This window comes from Rhodococcus sp. IEGM 1354, from assembly GCF_030056855.1.
GTDB lineage: Bacteria > Actinomycetota > Actinomycetes > Mycobacteriales > Mycobacteriaceae > Rhodococcoides.
This window is the reverse complement of sequence record NZ_JASHKT010000006.1, coordinates 262862-280281: the sequence shown is the minus strand read 5'-3', so window position 1 is coordinate 280281 and position 17420 is coordinate 262862. Positions and strand designations below refer to the sequence as shown.

Annotated in this window: 17 protein-coding genes; 11 read left to right on the top strand and 6 right to left on the bottom strand. The window is 63.9% G+C overall.

What is annotated here, in order from left to right; genetic code table 11:
* Window positions 1–33 precede the first annotated feature (33 nt).
* Window positions 34–1380: an MFS transporter gene (locus tag QM588_RS15630; RefSeq protein WP_283314576.1), complete on the bottom strand. Its 1347-nt coding sequence runs from the start codon at window positions 1378–1380 to the stop codon at window positions 34–36.
* A 185-nt stretch (window positions 1381–1565) separates the two neighbouring features.
* Here QM588_RS15630 and QM588_RS15625 point away from each other — a divergent pair, with 185 nt between their 5' ends.
* The 4 genes from QM588_RS15625 (at window position 1566) to QM588_RS15610 (ending at window position 5537) form a co-directional block, all read left to right on the top strand.
* Window positions 1566–2318, top strand: a complete 753-nt coding sequence (locus QM588_RS15625) for a metallophosphoesterase family protein (RefSeq protein ID WP_283314573.1) — start codon at window positions 1566–1568, stop codon at window positions 2316–2318.
* Between the two features lie 4 nt (window positions 2319–2322).
* The gene (locus tag QM588_RS15620; protein WP_283314569.1) at window positions 2323–3492 is read left to right on the top strand and encodes a winged helix DNA-binding domain-containing protein; all 1170 of its coding nucleotides are present in this window, start codon (window positions 2323–2325) and stop codon (window positions 3490–3492) included.
* A 138-nt stretch (window positions 3493–3630) separates the two neighbouring features.
* Complete coding sequence (locus QM588_RS15615) at window positions 3631–4533, top strand: glycosyltransferase family 2 protein (RefSeq protein WP_283314557.1); 903 nt, start codon at window positions 3631–3633, stop codon at window positions 4531–4533.
* Complete coding sequence (locus tag QM588_RS15610; RefSeq protein ID WP_283314555.1) at window positions 4530–5537, top strand: polysaccharide pyruvyl transferase family protein; 1008 nt, start codon at window positions 4530–4532, stop codon at window positions 5535–5537. The genes QM588_RS15615 and QM588_RS15610 overlap by 4 nt, the downstream gene beginning before the upstream one ends.
* Before the next feature lie 25 nt (window positions 5538–5562).
* On the opposite strand, the gene QM588_RS15605 is transcribed toward QM588_RS15610, so the two are convergent.
* Window positions 5563–6180, bottom strand: coding sequence for an O-methyltransferase (locus QM588_RS15605; protein ID WP_283314553.1), 618 nt, complete (start codon window positions 6178–6180; stop codon window positions 5563–5565).
* Window positions 6181–6334: 154 nt separating this feature from the next.
* On the opposite strand from QM588_RS15605, the gene QM588_RS15600 reads away from it, so the two are divergent.
* A complete protein-coding gene (locus QM588_RS15600; RefSeq protein WP_283314551.1) occupies window positions 6335–6964 on the top strand; it encodes a DUF4190 domain-containing protein in 630 nt (209 codons plus the stop codon).
* Between the two features lie 60 nt (window positions 6965–7024).
* Here QM588_RS15600 and QM588_RS15595 read toward each other — a convergent pair whose 3' ends face one another.
* From QM588_RS15595 to QM588_RS15585, 3 genes are all read right to left on the bottom strand, one after another.
* Window positions 7025–8032 carry a hypothetical protein gene (locus tag QM588_RS15595; protein WP_283314550.1) on the bottom strand — a complete coding sequence of 336 codons (1008 nt, stop codon included), beginning with the start codon at window positions 8030–8032 and terminating at the stop codon, window positions 7025–7027.
* A gap of 153 nt (window positions 8033–8185) precedes the next feature.
* On the bottom strand, window positions 8186–9265 hold the full coding sequence (gene ychF, locus QM588_RS15590) for a redox-regulated ATPase YchF (protein ID WP_283314549.1): 1080 nt from the start codon (window positions 9263–9265) through the stop codon (window positions 8186–8188).
* A gap of 85 nt (window positions 9266–9350) precedes the next feature.
* Window positions 9351–10187 (bottom strand): helix-turn-helix transcriptional regulator, encoded by an 837-nt coding sequence (locus tag QM588_RS15585; RefSeq protein ID WP_283314548.1) that lies wholly within the window; start codon window positions 10185–10187, stop codon window positions 9351–9353.
* 102 nt (window positions 10188–10289) lie between these two features.
* Here QM588_RS15585 and QM588_RS15580 point away from each other — a divergent pair, with 102 nt between their 5' ends.
* Window positions 10290–11060, top strand: a complete 771-nt coding sequence (locus tag QM588_RS15580; protein ID WP_283314547.1) for an SDR family NAD(P)-dependent oxidoreductase — start codon at window positions 10290–10292, stop codon at window positions 11058–11060.
* Between the two features lie 19 nt (window positions 11061–11079).
* Here the strand turns inward: QM588_RS15580 and QM588_RS15575 are convergent, their stop codons facing one another.
* On the bottom strand, window positions 11080–11388 hold the full coding sequence (locus tag QM588_RS15575; protein ID WP_222084386.1) for a CD225/dispanin family protein: 309 nt from the start codon (window positions 11386–11388) through the stop codon (window positions 11080–11082).
* Between the two features lie 194 nt (window positions 11389–11582).
* Here QM588_RS15575 and QM588_RS15570 point away from each other — a divergent pair, with 194 nt between their 5' ends.
* From QM588_RS15570 to QM588_RS15550, 5 genes are all read left to right on the top strand, one after another.
* Window positions 11583–13856 (top strand): carbon starvation CstA family protein, encoded by a 2274-nt coding sequence (locus tag QM588_RS15570; protein ID WP_283314544.1) that lies wholly within the window; start codon window positions 11583–11585, stop codon window positions 13854–13856.
* Window positions 13857–14027 (top strand): YbdD/YjiX family protein, encoded by a 171-nt coding sequence (locus QM588_RS15565; protein WP_072692145.1) that lies wholly within the window; start codon window positions 13857–13859, stop codon window positions 14025–14027.
* Between the two features lie 115 nt (window positions 14028–14142).
* Entirely contained in the window at window positions 14143–15609 is a 1467-nt protein-coding gene (locus tag QM588_RS15560; RefSeq protein WP_283314541.1) for an AlkA N-terminal domain-containing protein, read from the top strand.
* Window positions 15609–16103, top strand: a complete 495-nt coding sequence (locus QM588_RS15555; protein ID WP_283314832.1) for a methylated-DNA--[protein]-cysteine S-methyltransferase — start codon at window positions 15609–15611, stop codon at window positions 16101–16103. The genes QM588_RS15560 and QM588_RS15555 overlap by 1 nt, the downstream gene beginning before the upstream one ends.
* A gap of 70 nt (window positions 16104–16173) precedes the next feature.
* Window positions 16174–17418: an AI-2E family transporter gene (locus QM588_RS15550; protein WP_283314539.1), complete on the top strand. Its 1245-nt coding sequence runs from the start codon at window positions 16174–16176 to the stop codon at window positions 17416–17418.
* Window positions 17419–17420 lie beyond the last annotated feature (2 nt).

Sequence of the window (17420 nt, the reverse complement as noted above, 5' to 3'; positions counted from 1 at the left end):
GAGACGAGTTGCCGCCCCGGATCCACTCGGTCGTCAGTGCGAGACCGGTGCTGTCACATCACTGCTCGTGCTGTCGTCCACCGTGCGACGGTGCAGCGCCAGCACCAGCCCGACGGCCACCATCATGACGCCGCCGACGACCCACAGTCCGGCGCGGGCGTTTCCGGTTGCGTCGAGTAGCCAGCCCGTCACGTACGGCGCGCCGAAGCCGGACAGGTTGCCCACCGAATTGATGATCGCAATGCCCGCGGCCGCACCTGCCCCGGTGAGGAATGCACTGGGCAGATACCAGAACACCGGCAGCGCGCAGAACACTCCGACTGCATTGACCGTCACGGCGATCATCGTGGTGAACGGTGAATCCATATACAGCGCAACGGGGATGGAGACCGCGCCGATCAACGTGGGGATCGCGACATGCCAGGTGCGCTCACCGGTCCGATCCGAATGTCTGCTCCACAACACCATGGCAAGGGCACCCACGGCGAACGGAACCGCGACGATCAACCCGGTTGTCACGAGAGAGAAGTCGGTATCGAACGTCTTCTTGAAACCGGCGACGATGCTGGGCAGAAAGAAGCTCAGCGAGTACAGGCCGTAGGTGATCCCGAAGTACACCAGCCCGAGCATCCACACTCGTGCGTCGGTGAGAGCCCGCTTGACCGAGCCGGTGACGTGCGCGCTCTTCGACGACCCCTCGGACTCCAGTTCCGCTGTCAGCCAATTCTTCTCGTCGTCGTCCAGCCATGCGGCCTGCGACGGCCGATCGGTCAGGTAGAACCAGGTGATCACACCGAGAACGATTGCCGGCAGGCCCTCGAACAAGAACATCACGCGCCAGCCGGAGAGTCCGAACAGTCCGTCCCAGTACTGGATGATCGCGCTCGACAAAGGCGCACCCAGCGCCGAGGAGACCGGCAGAGCCAGCATGAACAAGCCCATCAGCCGAACTCGGTAAGCCCGCGGGAACCACATGGTCATGTACAGCAACACACCGGGGAAGAAGCCCGCTTCGGCGATGCCGAGAACGATGCGGAGTCCGTACAGCCAGCCCGCTGTGGGTACGAATGCCATGGCGGCGGCCACGATTCCCCACGAGACCATGATGCGTGCAATCCAGCGGCGCGCACCGAACTTGTGCAGGGCCAGGTTGCTCGGCACCTCGAACAGCAAATAGCCGATGAAGAACAGCCCGGACGCCAATCCGAACATCGTCTCGGTGAGCCCCAGCTCGTCGCTCATCGTGAGCTTGGCCAGACCGATGTTGGTGCGATCGAGATAGTTGACGAAGTAGGCCACTCCGAGGAACGGAATGATGCGTCGGGCGACCTTCTTGACCACCCTCGTTTCGATCTCGGGCTTCGTCGTGACTGCAGGCATGGGCTCGGCTTTCCCTCGAACGACGGTGACCTGTTTCACACTATGGACCCATCGGGCAACGGTCTATGGAGAAATCACCCATCGAGCGCGGATATTCGAGGGCCAAGTCTCCAATGCTCGCGAAGGGTTGCCGTGTTGCAGTCGAATGCCCACGCTGCGATCCTGTGCTTGTGCGAGTAGCTCTCATGGCCGATATTCACGGCAACATCGCGGCGCTCGACGCCGTCCTCGAAGACATCGAACGGCAACGCGCCGATTCCGTGGTGAACCTCGGCGATCTGCTCTCCGGCGGACTGCATCCGCGTCGAACAGCGGATCGATTGATGGCACTGGGTTTCCCCACCATCGCCGGCAATCACGATCGCTACCTCCTCGAGCAGGAGCCCGATTCCATGGGCAGTTGGGATCGGCACGCCCACGATCGACTCGACGACGAGCATCGACGTTGGCTGGGTTCGCTTCCTTTCTCGCTCGAGCTGGGTAACGGAATCCTCGCAGTACACGGAACACCCACCGATGATCAGCAGTACTTCCTGCACTCGGTGGACCCCCACGGCTCTCGCGAGGCAACCGAGGTCGAAATCATCGAAAGGGCAGCAGGTTTCACGGACCGATCTGTCATCGCCTGCGGCCACACCCATCTGCAGCGCCAGTGGACTCTCCCCAGCGGCACGCTCGTCGTGAATCCGGGTAGCGTCGGCGCGCCCGCGTACGACGACGATCAGCCCTACCCCCATGTCATGGAAGCGGGGTCTCCACACGCCCGGTACGCGGTGCTCGACGATCACGGCACAAACAGCTGGACGGTCTCCTTCGAGCGCGTCGAGTACGACCACGTCGGCGCCTCCGACGATGCCCGCGCACACGGAATGACCGATATCGCCGACGCCCTTCTCACCGGTTTCGTCGGCCCCGCTCCCCGCGAGCAGTCACACTGAGCCCGTGAAGATCACCGACGCCCAGCGGCGACAACGGCTCGTCGCGCAGCACTTGTCCGACGCCTCGAGTGCCGAAGGCGTGGTGTCGTCGTTGCTCGCGTTGCATGCCACCGATCCGGCCACGGTGTATCTCTCGGTGCTGGCACGCGCTCGATCGCTGGGACTGTCGGACGTTCGTGACGCGATGTACGAACGCCGTTCCTTGGTTCGCCTGATGGCGATGCGTCGCACGATGTTCGTCGTCGCGCACGACGACGTTCCGATGATCCACGCTGCCGCCAGCCTCGGAGTTGCCCGTACGATGCGAACCCGGTTGATCAAACAGGTGTCGACGCTGCCGACGGAACCGGTGATCGACGACGTCGAATCCTGGCTCACAGCAACCGAAACCGAGACCGATGCCGTGTTGCGCTCGATGGGCACGGCGACCGGGGCGGAGCTGTCCGCAGCAGTTCCCGGACTCAAAACCGCTCTGCTGCCGACCACCGACAAGGTGTACGACGTCAAGCGCTACGTGACCTCGGAAGTCTTGGTGATGATGGCCGCGGAGGGAAAACTGGTGCGGGTCGAGCCGCGCGGTGCATGGACGTCGCGCCGACACGCCTGGGCACCGATCGAACAGTGGTGGCCCAACGGGATTCCCGAGTTGGACGAGCCCTCCGCCCGAGCCGATGTGGCCCGGCGCTGGCTCGACGTGTTCGGACCGGCGACCTTGGACGACCTGCAATGGTGGACGGGATGGAACAAGACGCAGACCCGCGGGGCGGTCTCCGGGCTCGACACCGTGGCCGTCGAACTGGCTGAGGGTGACGGAATCATGTTGACCGACACAGTGTTCCACGACTCCCCATCTCGGGTGATGCTGCTTCCCGCCCTGGACCCCACGCCGATGGGCTGGAAGCACCGACACTGGTATCTCGGCGAACACAAGGCCCCACTGTTCGATACGTTCGGAAACATCGGTCCGACCATCTGGTGGGAGGGGCGCATCGTCGGCGGATGGGCCGTCGATTCCTCTGGTTCGGTGGTCACCGAATTACTCGAGGATGTCGGATCTGCGGTATCGAATGAGGTTGCAGCAGAGGCCGGTCGAATCACCGCCCTGCTCGACGGTACCTCGGTGGTCCCGTCGTTTCCGACGCCGTTGGAGAAGAGACTGCGCGGAAAGTCGTAGTCACATCGGTCGCGGGCCGACAGTCGAACTGTGTGTGTAAACGGCGGTGCCACACAACCCTTCGAGATACGTAACCCCCGCTCCTACGGTTGGGATGCCTGACCAAACAGCACTCGCATTTCGTTGTAGGGTCACAACGTGCCTATCAGTATGGTTTCCATCGTCCTCCCCGTGTACAACGGTTTGCCCGAACTGAACGAGCAGCTCCACGCGCTCGCTGCGCAGGACTACACAGGCGATGTCGAGCTCATCGTCAGCGACAACGGCTCGACCGACGGCCTCCGCGCACATCTCGAAGAACTGTCTCTACCTCTGACGATGCGTACTATCGACGCCTCCGCCAAGCGTGGCGTCTCCTACGCCCGCAACGTCGGCGTGGAAGCCGCGCGGGGCGACATCATCGCCTTCGTCGACCACGACGACGTCGCTGCTTCGACCTGGTTGTCTGCGATGGTGCGCGCGCTCGACAGCTACGACGCCGTGGGCGGCGCGATCGAACACGATTCCCTCAATCCGCCGGAGGTGACGGCGTGGCGAGACAGCCCGCCGCGCGGGACTCTGTTTCCCACTGGCTACCTGCCATATGCCCCGGGAAGCAACTTCGCGCTGTGGCGGCATGTCTTCGACAAGGTCGGGGGCTTCGACGAAGATCTCGTCGGCGGTGCCGAAGACGTCGACTACTCGTGGCGGCTCCAGCAGGCGGGATTCACCCTCGGTCATGCCCCGGATGCGTCGGTCGCGTACCGCATCAGAACTACGGTTCGTCGATCGTTCTTGCAAGGCCGCGCTTACGGACGCACGTCGTACCAACTGTCGACCAAGCACCGTGCAGCGGGCTGCCCTCATCCGTCGTCTCTCGCCCGGATTCCCGCGCACACGGGGGCCATCTTGTATCTTGCGACAGTTCGTAATCCGTGGCTGCCGAAGATACTACGACCGATGCCCAGCGGATTGTGGGCCCACTACATCGGAATCCACTACGGTGCACTGCGAATTCGAGTGGCCGCGCTCGGCCGACCACTGCGACGGAGCCCCCGATGACACGCGAGGTAGTCGACGCGATACGCGAAGAAACCATGGCCGTCCTGCGGCAACATGCGTCACCCGGAGATCGGGTGGCACACTTGGACTTTCCGAATCACTTCAATGCCGGCGACTCGCTCATCTACGCCGGTGAGGTCGAGTACCTGAAACAGTTGAACATGCAGGTCGACTACGTGTCCGATCCGTTCACCCACAACGACGATCTGCTCGAACGACGAGTCGGTGATGGGACCCTGTTTCTGCAGGGCGGAGGGAACTTCGGCGACCGCTGGCCGATGGACCAGAAGTTTCGTGAAGCAATTGTTGTGCGGTTTCCTCGCAACAAGATCGTGTGCCTTCCCCAAAGCATCGACTACTCCGACTCCGACGCCATGCACAGGACCGCGGCCCTCTACGCACAGCACCCGGACCTCACCCTCATGCTGCGTGAAAAGCGTTCGTACGAGCTGGCGCTCGCCCATTTCCCGAACAACCGCGTCGAATACTGTCCGGACATGGCTTTCGGTGCCGAGATCGCACACAGCGCCGAAGGCTCTGCAGTGGACGTCGTGAAACTCGTGCGCGAGGATTCCGAAAGCCTCGGTCATGCTTCGGTGAACGTCGACGCGTCGTCCGTCCAGTACGACTGGGGGTTGCACGGAAGGGATCTGGCGATCTCGAAGGTGGTGACGCTGCCGACCCGAATCGCATACAACTTCCCCAAAGCGAATCGTCTGCTGTACTCCGCTCTCGTTCGCTCGTACGAGCAGACAGCGAAGCTCAACCTCCTTGTGGCGCAGCGCATTCTGAATCTCGCGCCCGTCGTGCTCACCGATCGGCTGCATGCGGCCGTATTGGCCGCGATGATGGGTAAGCGCGTCGTGGCGATGGACAACGCGAACAGAAAAGTATCCGGCATCTACGACGCCTACCTGCACCGGTTCGACAACGTTCAGTTCGCAGCGACACCCGATGCGGCCGCCGACATGGTTCGGCAGGCCGTGTCCGACAGTCGACGATGAACGCTGGTCGACACCCCGTCCGTTTTCAGAAGGGGTAACGGCCCTCGGCCCAGGCACGCGCGGCGGGAGGAGTCACCGCGTCGACGGGTTCGCCGTCGCGAAAGTAGTTGGTGTGCAGGATCCGACCCGCGTCGACTGCCTCTTGCCAGGCCTGCGTCGGGCCTTCGCCGAACCAGAGCCACGGCGTGATGTCGTCCATGATGACGACCGATTCCGGGGTGGCGAGCGCACGGAGATCGTCGAGGTCTGCGCGGGCACCTTCCACAGAATGGTCACCGTCGATGAAGATGACATCGAAGCGCGCGTCCGGGTGTTGCTCGGCGTAAGCCTTGACGGTGGTGTGCGAGTCTCCCTGGATCAGGGTGTGTCGGCCCGGGAAGTGTTCGTCGACATGGGCTTTCGCGGCATCGCTGTAGGCATATGCGGCCAGATCGAAGGATACGACGGTCACGTCGGGAGAGGCTTCGAGGAACGCCCAGCTCGAGAAGCCGGCATTGAAACCGACCTCGCAGATCGACTTCGTGCCGGTCCTCGCGGCCAGTGCGGACAGGTATCCGAGTTCCGACTCGTCGGCTCCACGCTCGAAAGGCTCCCCCGCTGTGGCGGTTCGATGCACCAACGACTCGAGGTATTCCAGGCCCATCCATATCCTCCTGTTCGACTGCTTCGGAGCGTAGTCGACAGCCGATCGTGCGCGCAGACGACAACTGCCACCTGGCCGACACCGATACCTGTAGCGTTCGCACCGAATGACTTTCCGCACCTTGTTTTTCATACCGTGAACGGGGAACGAGTCGATGACCGTAGATCTCACCAAAGGTGACAACCGCGCAACCGAACCGGTCAACCCGTACGCTGTGATCTCACTGATCGCGGCGCTGCTGGGCTTGTTTCCCGTCGCGATAGTGTTCGGAATCCTGGCTTTCTGGCGACCTGCCGGTCGTGGAATTGCCATCGCGGGCTTGGTAATCGGAGTGATCGAACTGCTCGTGGTCGCAACTGTCGTCTACGGTTTCGGTTCTCTCACGCCGAGCAGGTCGGCATCCGTCGAGACACTTGTTCCGTACTCCTTACCGGCTACCGCACTCCTCACGGTTCCTCCCACTACGGAGCCACCGACTCCGGTCGAGACCACTGTCGACGCGACCGAGGCCCCCTCGGCCGCACTGCCCGAGGTGGACGGACCATGCGATCCGGGCGTCGACAATCACGGAACCTCCGCCGATGGCACGTTCCTGAAGTGCACCTATGCAGGGTCGACTCGCGCGCATTGGGTGCAGTCGGCACCGATCATCGACGGCAATGCGGAGGCGGGGTCGGAATGCGACCCCGCAGCGAGAGGAATTGCGTTGTCGCCGGACGGATTCGACATGTTCTGCGTCTCCGACGGCGCGAACGGTGGCGGCTATTGGTCACCCGGACCGTAGGCGGTTGATCGGTTCGCGTCGTCCCGCGAACCGGAGTCTCATCGATCGAGGACCAGACGGTCAGAAGCGGCTACGCACAGACGACGCGGCCGAATGGAAGTAGCTGCGGCGAATGGCCTTCCGCAAAGCCTTGCGCACGCCGGCGTCGAGATTGCCCGAGTTCTGCATCGCCGCAAGACCGTCCCGCAGTTGGCGTCGGTCCCAGACCATCAGTTTCATCCGACGCGCAGCGTCCTCGTCGATTGTGCCCGGGAGCGTCACGCTCTCGGCACCTGCAAGTGCCAACCCGACTTTCGTGCGAGTGCATTTGCCACAACGCCCGCAATTGAAGCTCCCGTCGGGGTTCTCCCAGCAGACCCGCAAGTGGTTCATCGCGGTCTCGTTCCCGCCGATGCGACGGATCTTTCCGTAGCGGTCTTGCTCGAGCTCATGATGCTCGAATGCAACGGCACCACTGGACCACAGGGGGTCGAGATCCGGATGGGACCCCCATGGATGTAACTGCCGGTAGCTGTAGGACGACGGGATGATGACCGTGCTCAGGTGCTCCGACAATGCCAGACCGACATGCGCCAGCGCGGGGCCGTGAAAGACCCCGCCCCATTCGAGCTGCAGGGGATCGCCCAGCGCCGACCTCACCGTGGTCTTTATTTCGATCAACGGTTTGCCCAGATCCGCAGCCGCTTCTCGGGCCCCTGCCAAGGCTTTCGACGCCAGCTCCTCGTCGTCGATGTGGATGTCGAATCCATGCACGAAGATCAGGTGGGTGATGCGTTCGGACTGGGTGATCGCCGAATAGAAGCTGTCGACGCCTCCGCTGAAGAAGCAACCGACGCCCTTAGCCTCGGAGACGCTGTGTACGGGTTCTGCCGCAATCGATATCTTGTGAAACCGCCTCGGGTACCAGCTGCGAAGAACACTCTGAGCCTTCGACGCATTGCGAAGTGCCACCGAGTCCACGGGAGCGTCGAAGTCGACGCCCCACTTGTGCCGCATACCTGCTGCCAACAGCGGAGGAAGCCAGGGAGTCACGGAATGGTCCAGGCTGTAGTTCGACTCGGTAGTCACGCAAATCTCAGCGCCGGATGGTGTCTTCATCCGCGCTGAGATGCAGTTGGGACCTGCGGCTTCGGCGTGGAGTGTCAGCGACCTGTTCACCGCCGAGAGTGTGCCACAAGCCGGGTTTGTCCCGATTAGAATCGAGCCACCACTCGAGCAGAGCTACACGTTGAAGCGGAACTCCACCACGTCGCCGTCGGTCATCACGTAGTCCTTACCCTCGATGCGCACCTTGCCGGCAGCCTTGGCCGATGCCATCGAACCCGCGGCGACGAGGTCGTCGAAGGACACGATTTCGGCCTTGATGAAGCCGCGCTCGAAGTCGGTGTGAATGACGCCTGCGGCCTGGGGTGCGGTGTCACCCTGATGAATTGTCCACGCGCGAGCCTCTTTCGGGCCTGCGGTGAGGTAGGTCTGCAAGCCCAGGGTGTGGAAGCCGGCGCGCGCCAACGCGTCGAGGCCGGGCTCGGTCTGACCGACGGATTCGAGCAGTTCTGCTGCTGATTCCTTGTCGAGTTCGAGCAGTTCCGACTCGATCTTCGCATCCAGGAACACCGCATCTGCTGGAGCGACCAGGCGAGCCAGTTCGCCGATCTTCGCGTCGTCGGTCAGCACCGACTCGTCGGCGTTGAACACGTACAGAAACGGCTTGGTGGTGAGCAGCTGGAATTCACCGAGCAGCTCGAAGTCGAGCTTGGCCTTCGCCGAGAACAGCGTCTTGCCGTCGTTCAGAACGGCCTGCGCAGCCAGAGCCGCGTCGAGCGCCGGCTTGCGGTCCTTCTTGATCCGCACCTCTTTCTCGAGGCGCGGGATCGCCTTCTCGAGGGTCTGCAGATCGGCGATCGCGAGTTCGGTCTCGATGACCTCGATGTCTGCGGTCGGGTCGACGCGACCGTCGACGTGGACCACGTCGTCGTCGGCGAACACGCGCACGACCTGGCAGATGGCGTCGGCCTCACGGATGTTGGCGAGGAACTTGTTGCCCAGGCCTGCGCCCTCCGACGCGCCCTTGACGATGCCGGCGATGTCGACGAACGACACCAGCGCAGGCACGAGCTTCTCCGAACCGAACACCTCGGCCAGCTTCTCGAGCCGGGGATCCGGCAGCGCGACCACGCCGACGTTGGGCTCGATGGTCGCGAACGGATAGTTCGCAGCCAGCACATCGTTGTTGGTCAGTGCGTTGAAGAGGGTGGACTTGCCGACGTTGGGCAGTCCGACGATTCCGAGGGTGAGGCTCACGGTCTATGGAGTCTACTTTGACAACACGGCCAGCTCGGACAGTGCCCGGCCAGCGTCTGCTCGACGGCGTGATCGGCCGTGCCGGTCATGTGGTGATCGCCGAATTCGGGTCCCAGCTGGCCAGGATCTGCAGGACGTGCGCGGTACTGGAATTCTCCTCGACTGTGTAGACGATCAGACTTTGATTCGGCGCGCTCGGCGAGGTCAGGAACTCGATTCCGAATTGCAGGGTCCCCGCCGCCGGGTGCTGAATGATTTTCGTTGCACCTGCGAATTCGGCGACCTCGTGATCTCTCCACCATTGCTCGAAACAGGGCTCGGTCGAACGCAATTCGTCGATCAGCGCCGTCAAATCCGAATCCCCTGGCCTTCGGGCAAGCTCGCGGCGCAGCGCGGCAACCGAGGCCGCCGCGAACTGCGACCAATTGACGATTCGCTCGCGCGCGATGGGATTGCGAAACAGATAGTGGAACAGCGAATCCCCAGCGGACGACTGCAGACTCAACACCGCACGAACCAGCGCATTGCTGGCCAAGATGGTTCCCGAGCGCCCGAGCAGTAGCACCGGCACGTGATCGAGCGCCCGCATCACCTGCAGCAATCCCGGATCCGGTCGCTCCGGGGCGCTGCCGACCGGCACAGCCGGAGATGCGAGATCGAGTAGATGCGCGGACTCCACCTGGTCGAGCTTCAACGCCCGGGCGATCGCTCGCAGCACCTCGGGTGAGACGTTGGCCTGGCGACCCTGTTCGAGCTTGCTGTAGTAATCCGGGCTCACTCCGGCCAGCGCTGCGAGCTCTTCGCGCCGCAGGCCCGGTACCCGTCGCGCACCGGGATAGGTCGGTACTCCAGCCTCGGCGGGAGTGATGCGGTCGCGTCGATCACGCAGAAACGCACTCAGCGCCGACCTGTCTTTGTTCACGAAATCCACAGTAGCCACGCGAGCGATCGCGAACCTGGTCATGACAGACCTAGGTCGAACGACGCCTGGTCCGCTCGATTCGGCGACCGTAGACATGGCGTCATGACATCTTCCAGTTCCACACATCTCCATGGACGCACCGCCGTCGTCACCGGATCGACCAGTGGGATCGGTGCGGCCATTGCCTCGACCCTCGCCACCCACGGGGCATCGGTGGTCGTCAGCGGCCGCGACGCCGAGCGCGGCAAAGCCCTGGCCGACCGCATCTCGGAAGCCGGCGGCACAGCGGCATTCGTCGACGTCGATCTCTCCGGCAGCTACGACGAGCTCCGTGAGTTCGCCGCCCGCACTACCGACGCCCTCGGCGGCCGCGTCGACATTCTCGTCAACAACGCCGGTATCTATCCGGCCACCGCGACAGCCGATCTTCCCGACGATCAGCTCGACGCCATGCTCGCCGTCAACGTCCGAGCGCCGCACGTGCTGGTCGGTGAGCTCGCACCGGCCATGGCCGAGCGCGGCAGCGGAGTCATCGTGAACATCGGGTCGTGGATGGCCAAGATGGGCAGTCCGTTCGCTGCGATGTACTCCGCCACCAAAGCCGCCGACGAGCAGCTCACCCGCAGCTGGGCCGCCGAATTCGGCCCACGCGGTGTGCGAGTGAACGCCCTCGCGCCCGGAGCCACTCTGACTCCGGGCAACGAGGATGCACGCCAGGTCCTCGACGCCATGACGGCCGGAACCCCGGCAGGCACGGTGCTGTCGCCGCAGAACATCGCCGACGGTGTGCTGTTCCTGGTCTCGGACGATGCCGCGATGGTGCACGGAACCACGCTCTACGTCGACGGCGGTATTTCGGTCACCCGCGGGTGAGCACACCTCCGTCGACCCGTCACATGTTCGAGACGACCAAGCCGATGAACGCCAGGTAGAGAACGATGAAAACGCCGAAGATGATGAGGGACAGCTTGCCGAAGAAGGCCGCACGCTGGGACGAGTACTGCGCGCCCTGGAGATCACCCATCGACCACAGAGGATGAACCTTCAGCGCGTGATTGAACGCGGGGATGGCCAGTGGCCAGAAGAAGATGACTGCAACCACTGCCCACCCTGCGTTCGACGCCGGCAGCACGGGTGCCTGCGCGAAGGGCTGCGCTGCGGGAAAGGTCTGCTGATGAGTTTGCTCGTACGGTCCCGACATGTGGTGTTCCCCCCGAATGAATGAAGTGATGACACCCGGTACGACGCACCCCGGGACCATCCGGTTCCAGGCCGCCACCACTCGGCGCACACGAATGACCGCCGGGCGCATCACGCAGTGTCGATTCGAGGACGTGCAAGTGCGTCACGCATAGGGTGATCGCAGTCACACCTGCGACCATGGAGACCCCACACATGTCACTGAAAGCGGCCGACGATCCACACGTCGAATTGCTGAAGACGGATCCCGACCTACCACCTGTCGGAGTCGTCGATTCCCATCCCATGACGCCGATCAAGCGTCTGATGCTCGTCGTGATCGGCCTGCTCGGCGGCGTCGCCTGGACGATCATCGCCATCGTGCGCGGGGAGAACCCCAACGCCGTCTGGTTCGTGATCGCCGCCGTCTGCACCTATATATTCGCGTTTCGCTTCTACGCCAGGCTGATCGAACGCAAGATCGTCTTTCCTCGCGACGACCGAGCCACGCCCGCCGAGATCTTGGAGAACGGCAAGGACTACATGCCGACGGACCGTCGGGTGCTGTTCGGCCATCACTTCGCCGCGATCGCCGGAGCGGGCCCCCTCGTCGGACCGGTTCTGGCTGCCCAGATGGGCTACCTGCCCGGCACGATGTGGATCATCATCGGCGTCGTGTTCGCCGGGGCCGTCCAGGATTTCCTGGTGCTGTGGATCTCGACGCGCCGCAACGGCCGCAGCCTCGGCCAGATGGCCCGTGACGAACTCGGAGCAGTCGGCGGAACCGCCGCGCTGATCGCGGTGTTCGTCATCATGATCATCCTGATCGCCGTTCTTGCTCTCGTCGTCGTCAACGCGCTCGCCGAAAGTCCGTGGGGCGTCTTCTCCATCGCGCTGACCATCCCCATCGCCCTGTTCATGGGTGTGTATCTGCGCTACCTGCGGCCGGGAAACGTCACCGAGGTCTCGCTCATCGGCGTCGTGCTGCTGCTGCTCGCTATCGTCGCCGGCGGCTGGGTCGCCGAAACCGAATGGGGCACAGACTGGTTCACCCTGTCCAAGGTGACGGTCGCCTGGCTGCTCATCGGCTACGGCCTGCTCGCCTGCATCCTGCCGGTGTGGTTGCTTCTGGCCCCGCGTGACTATCTTTCGACGTTCATGAAGGTCGGCACCATCGCCCTGTTGGCCGTCGGAATTCTCATCGCCCGCCCCGAGATTCAGATGCCCGCCATGACCACCTTCGCCACCGAAGGCAACGGACCGGCATTCGCAGGCTCACTGTTCCCGTTCCTGTTCATCACCATCGCCTGCGGTGCGCTCTCGGGTTTCCACGCTCTGATCTCCTCCGGCACCACGCCGAAGTTGCTCGAGAAGGAAAAGCAGATGCGCATGATCGGCTACGGCGGCATGCTCACCGAGTCGTTCGTCGCCATCATGGCGCTCATCACCGCCTGTGTTCTCGATCAGCACATCTACTTCGCACTCAACGCACCGGCGACGCTGACGGGCGGCACGCCCGAGACTGCTGCGGAGTACGTCAACGGTCTGGGACTCAGCGGCGGCGACATCTCGGCCGGCGAATTGAGCCAGGCCGCAGCCGATGTGGGCGAGGAATCGATCATCTCCCGCACCGGTGGCGCTCCGACGCTGGCGTTCGGCATGTCCGAGGTACTGCATCAGGTGTTCGGCGGCGAATCGCTCAAGTCGTTCTGGTACCACTTCGCGATCATGTTCGAGGCACTGTTCATCCTCACCACGGTCGATGCCGGCACCCGCGTCGCACGCTTCATGCTCTCCGACAGCATCGGCAACCTGCCCGGAGCCTCGGCCAAGAAGTTCAAGGACCCGTCGTGGCGTCCCGGTGCATGGATCTGCTCGCTCATCGTCGTCGCAGCCTGGGGCGCAATCCTTCTCATGGGAGTCACCGACCCGCTCGGCGGCATCAACACCCTGTTCCCGCTGTTCGGTATCGCCAATCAGTTGCTCGCCGCCATCGCCCTGACGGTGGTCATGGTGATCGTCGTCAAACGAGGCCTCTACAAGTGGGCATGGATCCCCGGCATTCCGCTTGCTTGGGACCTCATCGTCACGATGACGGCCTCGTACCAGAAGATCTTCTCCTCCACCCCGGCCATCGGTTACTGGACGCAGCATTCTCAGTTCCGTGACGCGAAGGAGCAGGGCCTGAGCAGCTTCGGCAGCGCGAAGACCCCCGAAGCCATCGATGCTGTCATTCGCAACACGTTCATCCAGGGCACGCTGTCGATCATCTTCGCGGTACTCGTCCTGGTCGTCGTCATCGCCGGAGTCATCGTGTGTGTCAGGGCCGTTCGCGGAGCAGACCTCCCGGACAACGAGGAACCGGAGGTGCCGTCGAAGATCTTCGGTCCCGCCGGATTCGTCCTCACCCCCGCCGAGAAGCAGATCCAGGCCGAGTGGGACGAACTGATCGATGCGGGCACCGTTCGACGCCCCGGGTCGGCGCACTAGATGCGCGGGCTGTGGTGGTGGATCACCTCGGTGATGGGTGATCACGATTACGACCGCTACGTCGCGCACCTGGCCCGGCACCACCCGGGCCAGGAGCCACCGACCGTGCGGCAGTACTGGAAAGACCGGCACGCGGAAGCGGACCGAAACCCAGGGGCTCGATGCTGTTAGGGCTTCGCCCTCGTGCGCGTTTTGCGTAGCTGGAGGTACGCAAAACGCGCACGAGGGGCGCAGCCCCGTCCGATTTCCGCTAGCACTGGCGGGATCGCGCTGACACAGTAGGAGCATGAGCAGCGAACGGCAGGTGCAAGAACTGGACTTCGATCGGTGTTATCGCGCGGTCTCCTCGCGTGATGCACGGTTCGACGGCCAGTTCTTCACCGCCGTCTCCACCACCGGCATCTACTGCCGACCCTCCTGCCCGGCGCGCACCCCCAAGCCCGGCAACGTCTCGTTCATGGCCACGGCAGCAGCGGCCCAGCAATCCGGCTACCGCGCCTGCCGACGTTGCCAGCCCGACGCCACTCCCGGTTCCCCACGATGGAACATCCACTCGGATCTCAGTTCTCGCGCGATGCGGCTGATCTCCGACGGAGCCGTCGAGCGCGGGGGCGTCGACGGCCTCGCGAGCACCCTCGGCTACTCGAGCCGCCAACTGACCCGCGTTCTGACGGCAGAAGTGGGTGCCGGACCGCTTGCGCTGGCTCGTGCCCATCGCGCGCACACCGCCCGCACGTTGATCCAGACCACCGATATGTCGATGGCCGACATCGCCTTCGCCGCGGGCTTCTCGAGCGTCCGCCAATTCAACGACACCATCAAAGAGGTCTTTTCCGTCGATCCGACGACCCTGCGGCGAGAAGCGCACCGCTCGGCCGTAGCGACTGCGGGTGGAACCGTCACGCTGCGACTGCCGTACCGCGCGCCGCTGGACCGCGGCTGGGTCGAGTGGTTCCTGCGAGGCCATGTGGTCGAGGGCATCGAATCGTTTTCCGACGACGGCGAATACGTGCGTTCCCTGCAGCTCCCGCACGCTGCCGGACTGGTGGCACTGCGCATCCTGGATGGATTCGTCAGCGCCGCACTGACTTTGCAGGACATGCGCGATCTCGCTCCCGCCGTGGCCAGGATCCGACATCTGCTCGATCTCGACGCCGACCCACTTGCCGTCGACGAGGCCCTGCGCGCCGACCCGCAGCTCGCACCGAGCGTCGGCGCCCATCCGGGTATCAGGGCCCTCGGGGTCGTCGACGGGGCGGAAATGTTGCTGCGCACCGTCATCGGGCAACAGATCTCGCTGAAGGCAGCGGCCACCCACACCGCCAGGCTCGTCGACGCGCTCGGGGCACCACTGGATTTCGGCGACGGACGCGTCGGACGGCTGTTCCCCGACGCTGCCGTCATCGCCGAACGCGGCCACGAGGTCCTCACCGGCCCGGCGGCTCGGGTCCAGACCGTCATCCGCGTCGCCGACGCCATCGCGTCGGGAACGGTGACATTGCACCCCGCGCGGGAGGGCCCGGATCTGGAACGAGAACTGCTCGCGCTCAAGGGAATCGGGCCGTGGACGGCCCGCTATGTCGTCATGCGACTGTTGGGTGACCCCGACGTTCTGCTCGACACCGATCTCGTTGTCCGCCAAGGCGCGCAGGCGCTGGACATTTCTTTGAAGAACTCCCAACGCTGGGCACCGTGGCGTTCCTACGTCTCGATGCACCTGTGGATCACCGCACTGGAAAGAAGGCAGGCATGATGGCCACCTCCGCAACGCAGGACACCCCTATCGGTCCGTTCACCACCATCGTCGACGCCGATCAGCGCGTGCTGGCGTCGGGCTGGACCGCCAATGTCGAGGAACTCCGAGTGTTGATCCATCCGACGTTGCGACCTACCGATGTCCGCTCGGCGGCCGACCTCGGTGCCGTCACCGCAGCTGTCGACTCCTACCACCGCGGCGACGTCGACCGCATCGACGACATCGACGTCGCACAACGATCGGGCGAATTCCTGATGCACGCCTGGGACGTGCTGCGCACTGTCGAACCCGGAGCGCCGGTGACGTACTCCGCGTTCGCGGAATTGTCCGGACGGCCGACGGCGATTCGCGGTGCCGCGTCGGCGTGCGCGCGCAATGCCGCCGCCCTGTTCGTACCGTGCCACCGAGTGGTTCGGATCGGCGGTGCGCTCGGTGGATTCCGTTGGGGACTGCCGACGAAGAAGTGGCTGTTGGCCCACGAGGCGCTCTGACCGACACCGCGTCGGAGTGGGACGTTAAGGTTCTTCACGAACCGCCACCCGCCGAATGTGAGGACCCACCGTGACCGAATCGGCAGTTCCCGGCAGTACTGCGAAGCCCGCGAAGTCCGGACGAGATCGCGGGGACCTCATCGGAATCGGTGGCCTCTGGCTGGCGAAATGGTCGCTCATCCTGATCTCCATCGCGGCCGGCGCGTGGGTGTTCGGTTGGCTGATCGGTCATCTCTGGGTGATTCTGCTACCGGTTCTACTCGCGGTGATCGTGGCCACGGTTCTGTGGCCACCGGCGAAATTGATGATGCGCCTTGGCTTTCCGCCTGCGCTGGCATCGTCCGTGTCGCTCGTGGTGTTCTTCGTCGTGATCGGCGGGGTCATCACGCTGATCATTCCGTCGGTGGCCGAGCAGGCTCCCGAGTTGGTCGATCAGGCGTCGGGCGGCATCGGTCAGGTGCAGGACTGGCTCAAGGGACCGCCGCTCAACATCGGCGACGACCAGATCGACAATGCGGTATCGGCCATCGTCTCGCGGCTGCAAGACAGCGGCGACGTCATCGCGACCGGCGTGTTCAGCGGCGTCTCGGCAGCCGGTTCCATCCTCGTGACCCTTGCCCTGGTGCTCGTGCTGTCGTTCTTCTTCGTCAAGGACGGCCCGAAGTTCCTGCCGTGGCTGCACGGATTCTCCGGCGGCCGCGCGGGACGCCATCTCGGCGAAGTCCTCTCCCGCATGTGGGTGACGCTGGGCGGTTTCATCCGGACCCAGGCCATCGTCAGCTTCATCGACGCGTTCTTCATCGGGCTCGGATTGGTGATCCTCGGTGTCCCGCTGGCATTGGTGCTCGCCACCCTGACGTTCCTCGGTGGCTTCATCCCCATCGTCGGTGCGTTCGTCGCGGGCGCTCTCGCTGTGCTCGTCGCATTGGTGGCCAACGGTCTGACGACCGCGTTGATCGTGCTCGCGATCATCCTCGCGGTGCAGCAGCTCGAAGGCAACGTGCTGCAGCCGATCCTGCAGAGCCGCAGCATGAATCTGCATCCAGCGATCGTGCTGCTGGCCGTCACCGGAGGCAGCTCGCTGTTCGGGATCATCGGCGCGTTCCTCGCAGTGCCCGCTGCCGCGGTGGCTGCTGTGCTGATTCGCTACGTCTCCGAACAGATCGACGAGCGATCGAACGAGCCCGATCAGGACGAGCTAGAGGATCAGATCCCCGCACCCGAGGGACTGACCGACGAACAGGCCGGCCTCGAAGATGAGGACGAGGACGAGGACGACAAGCAGGACGAGAAGGCTACGACGGAGAAGAAGTAGCC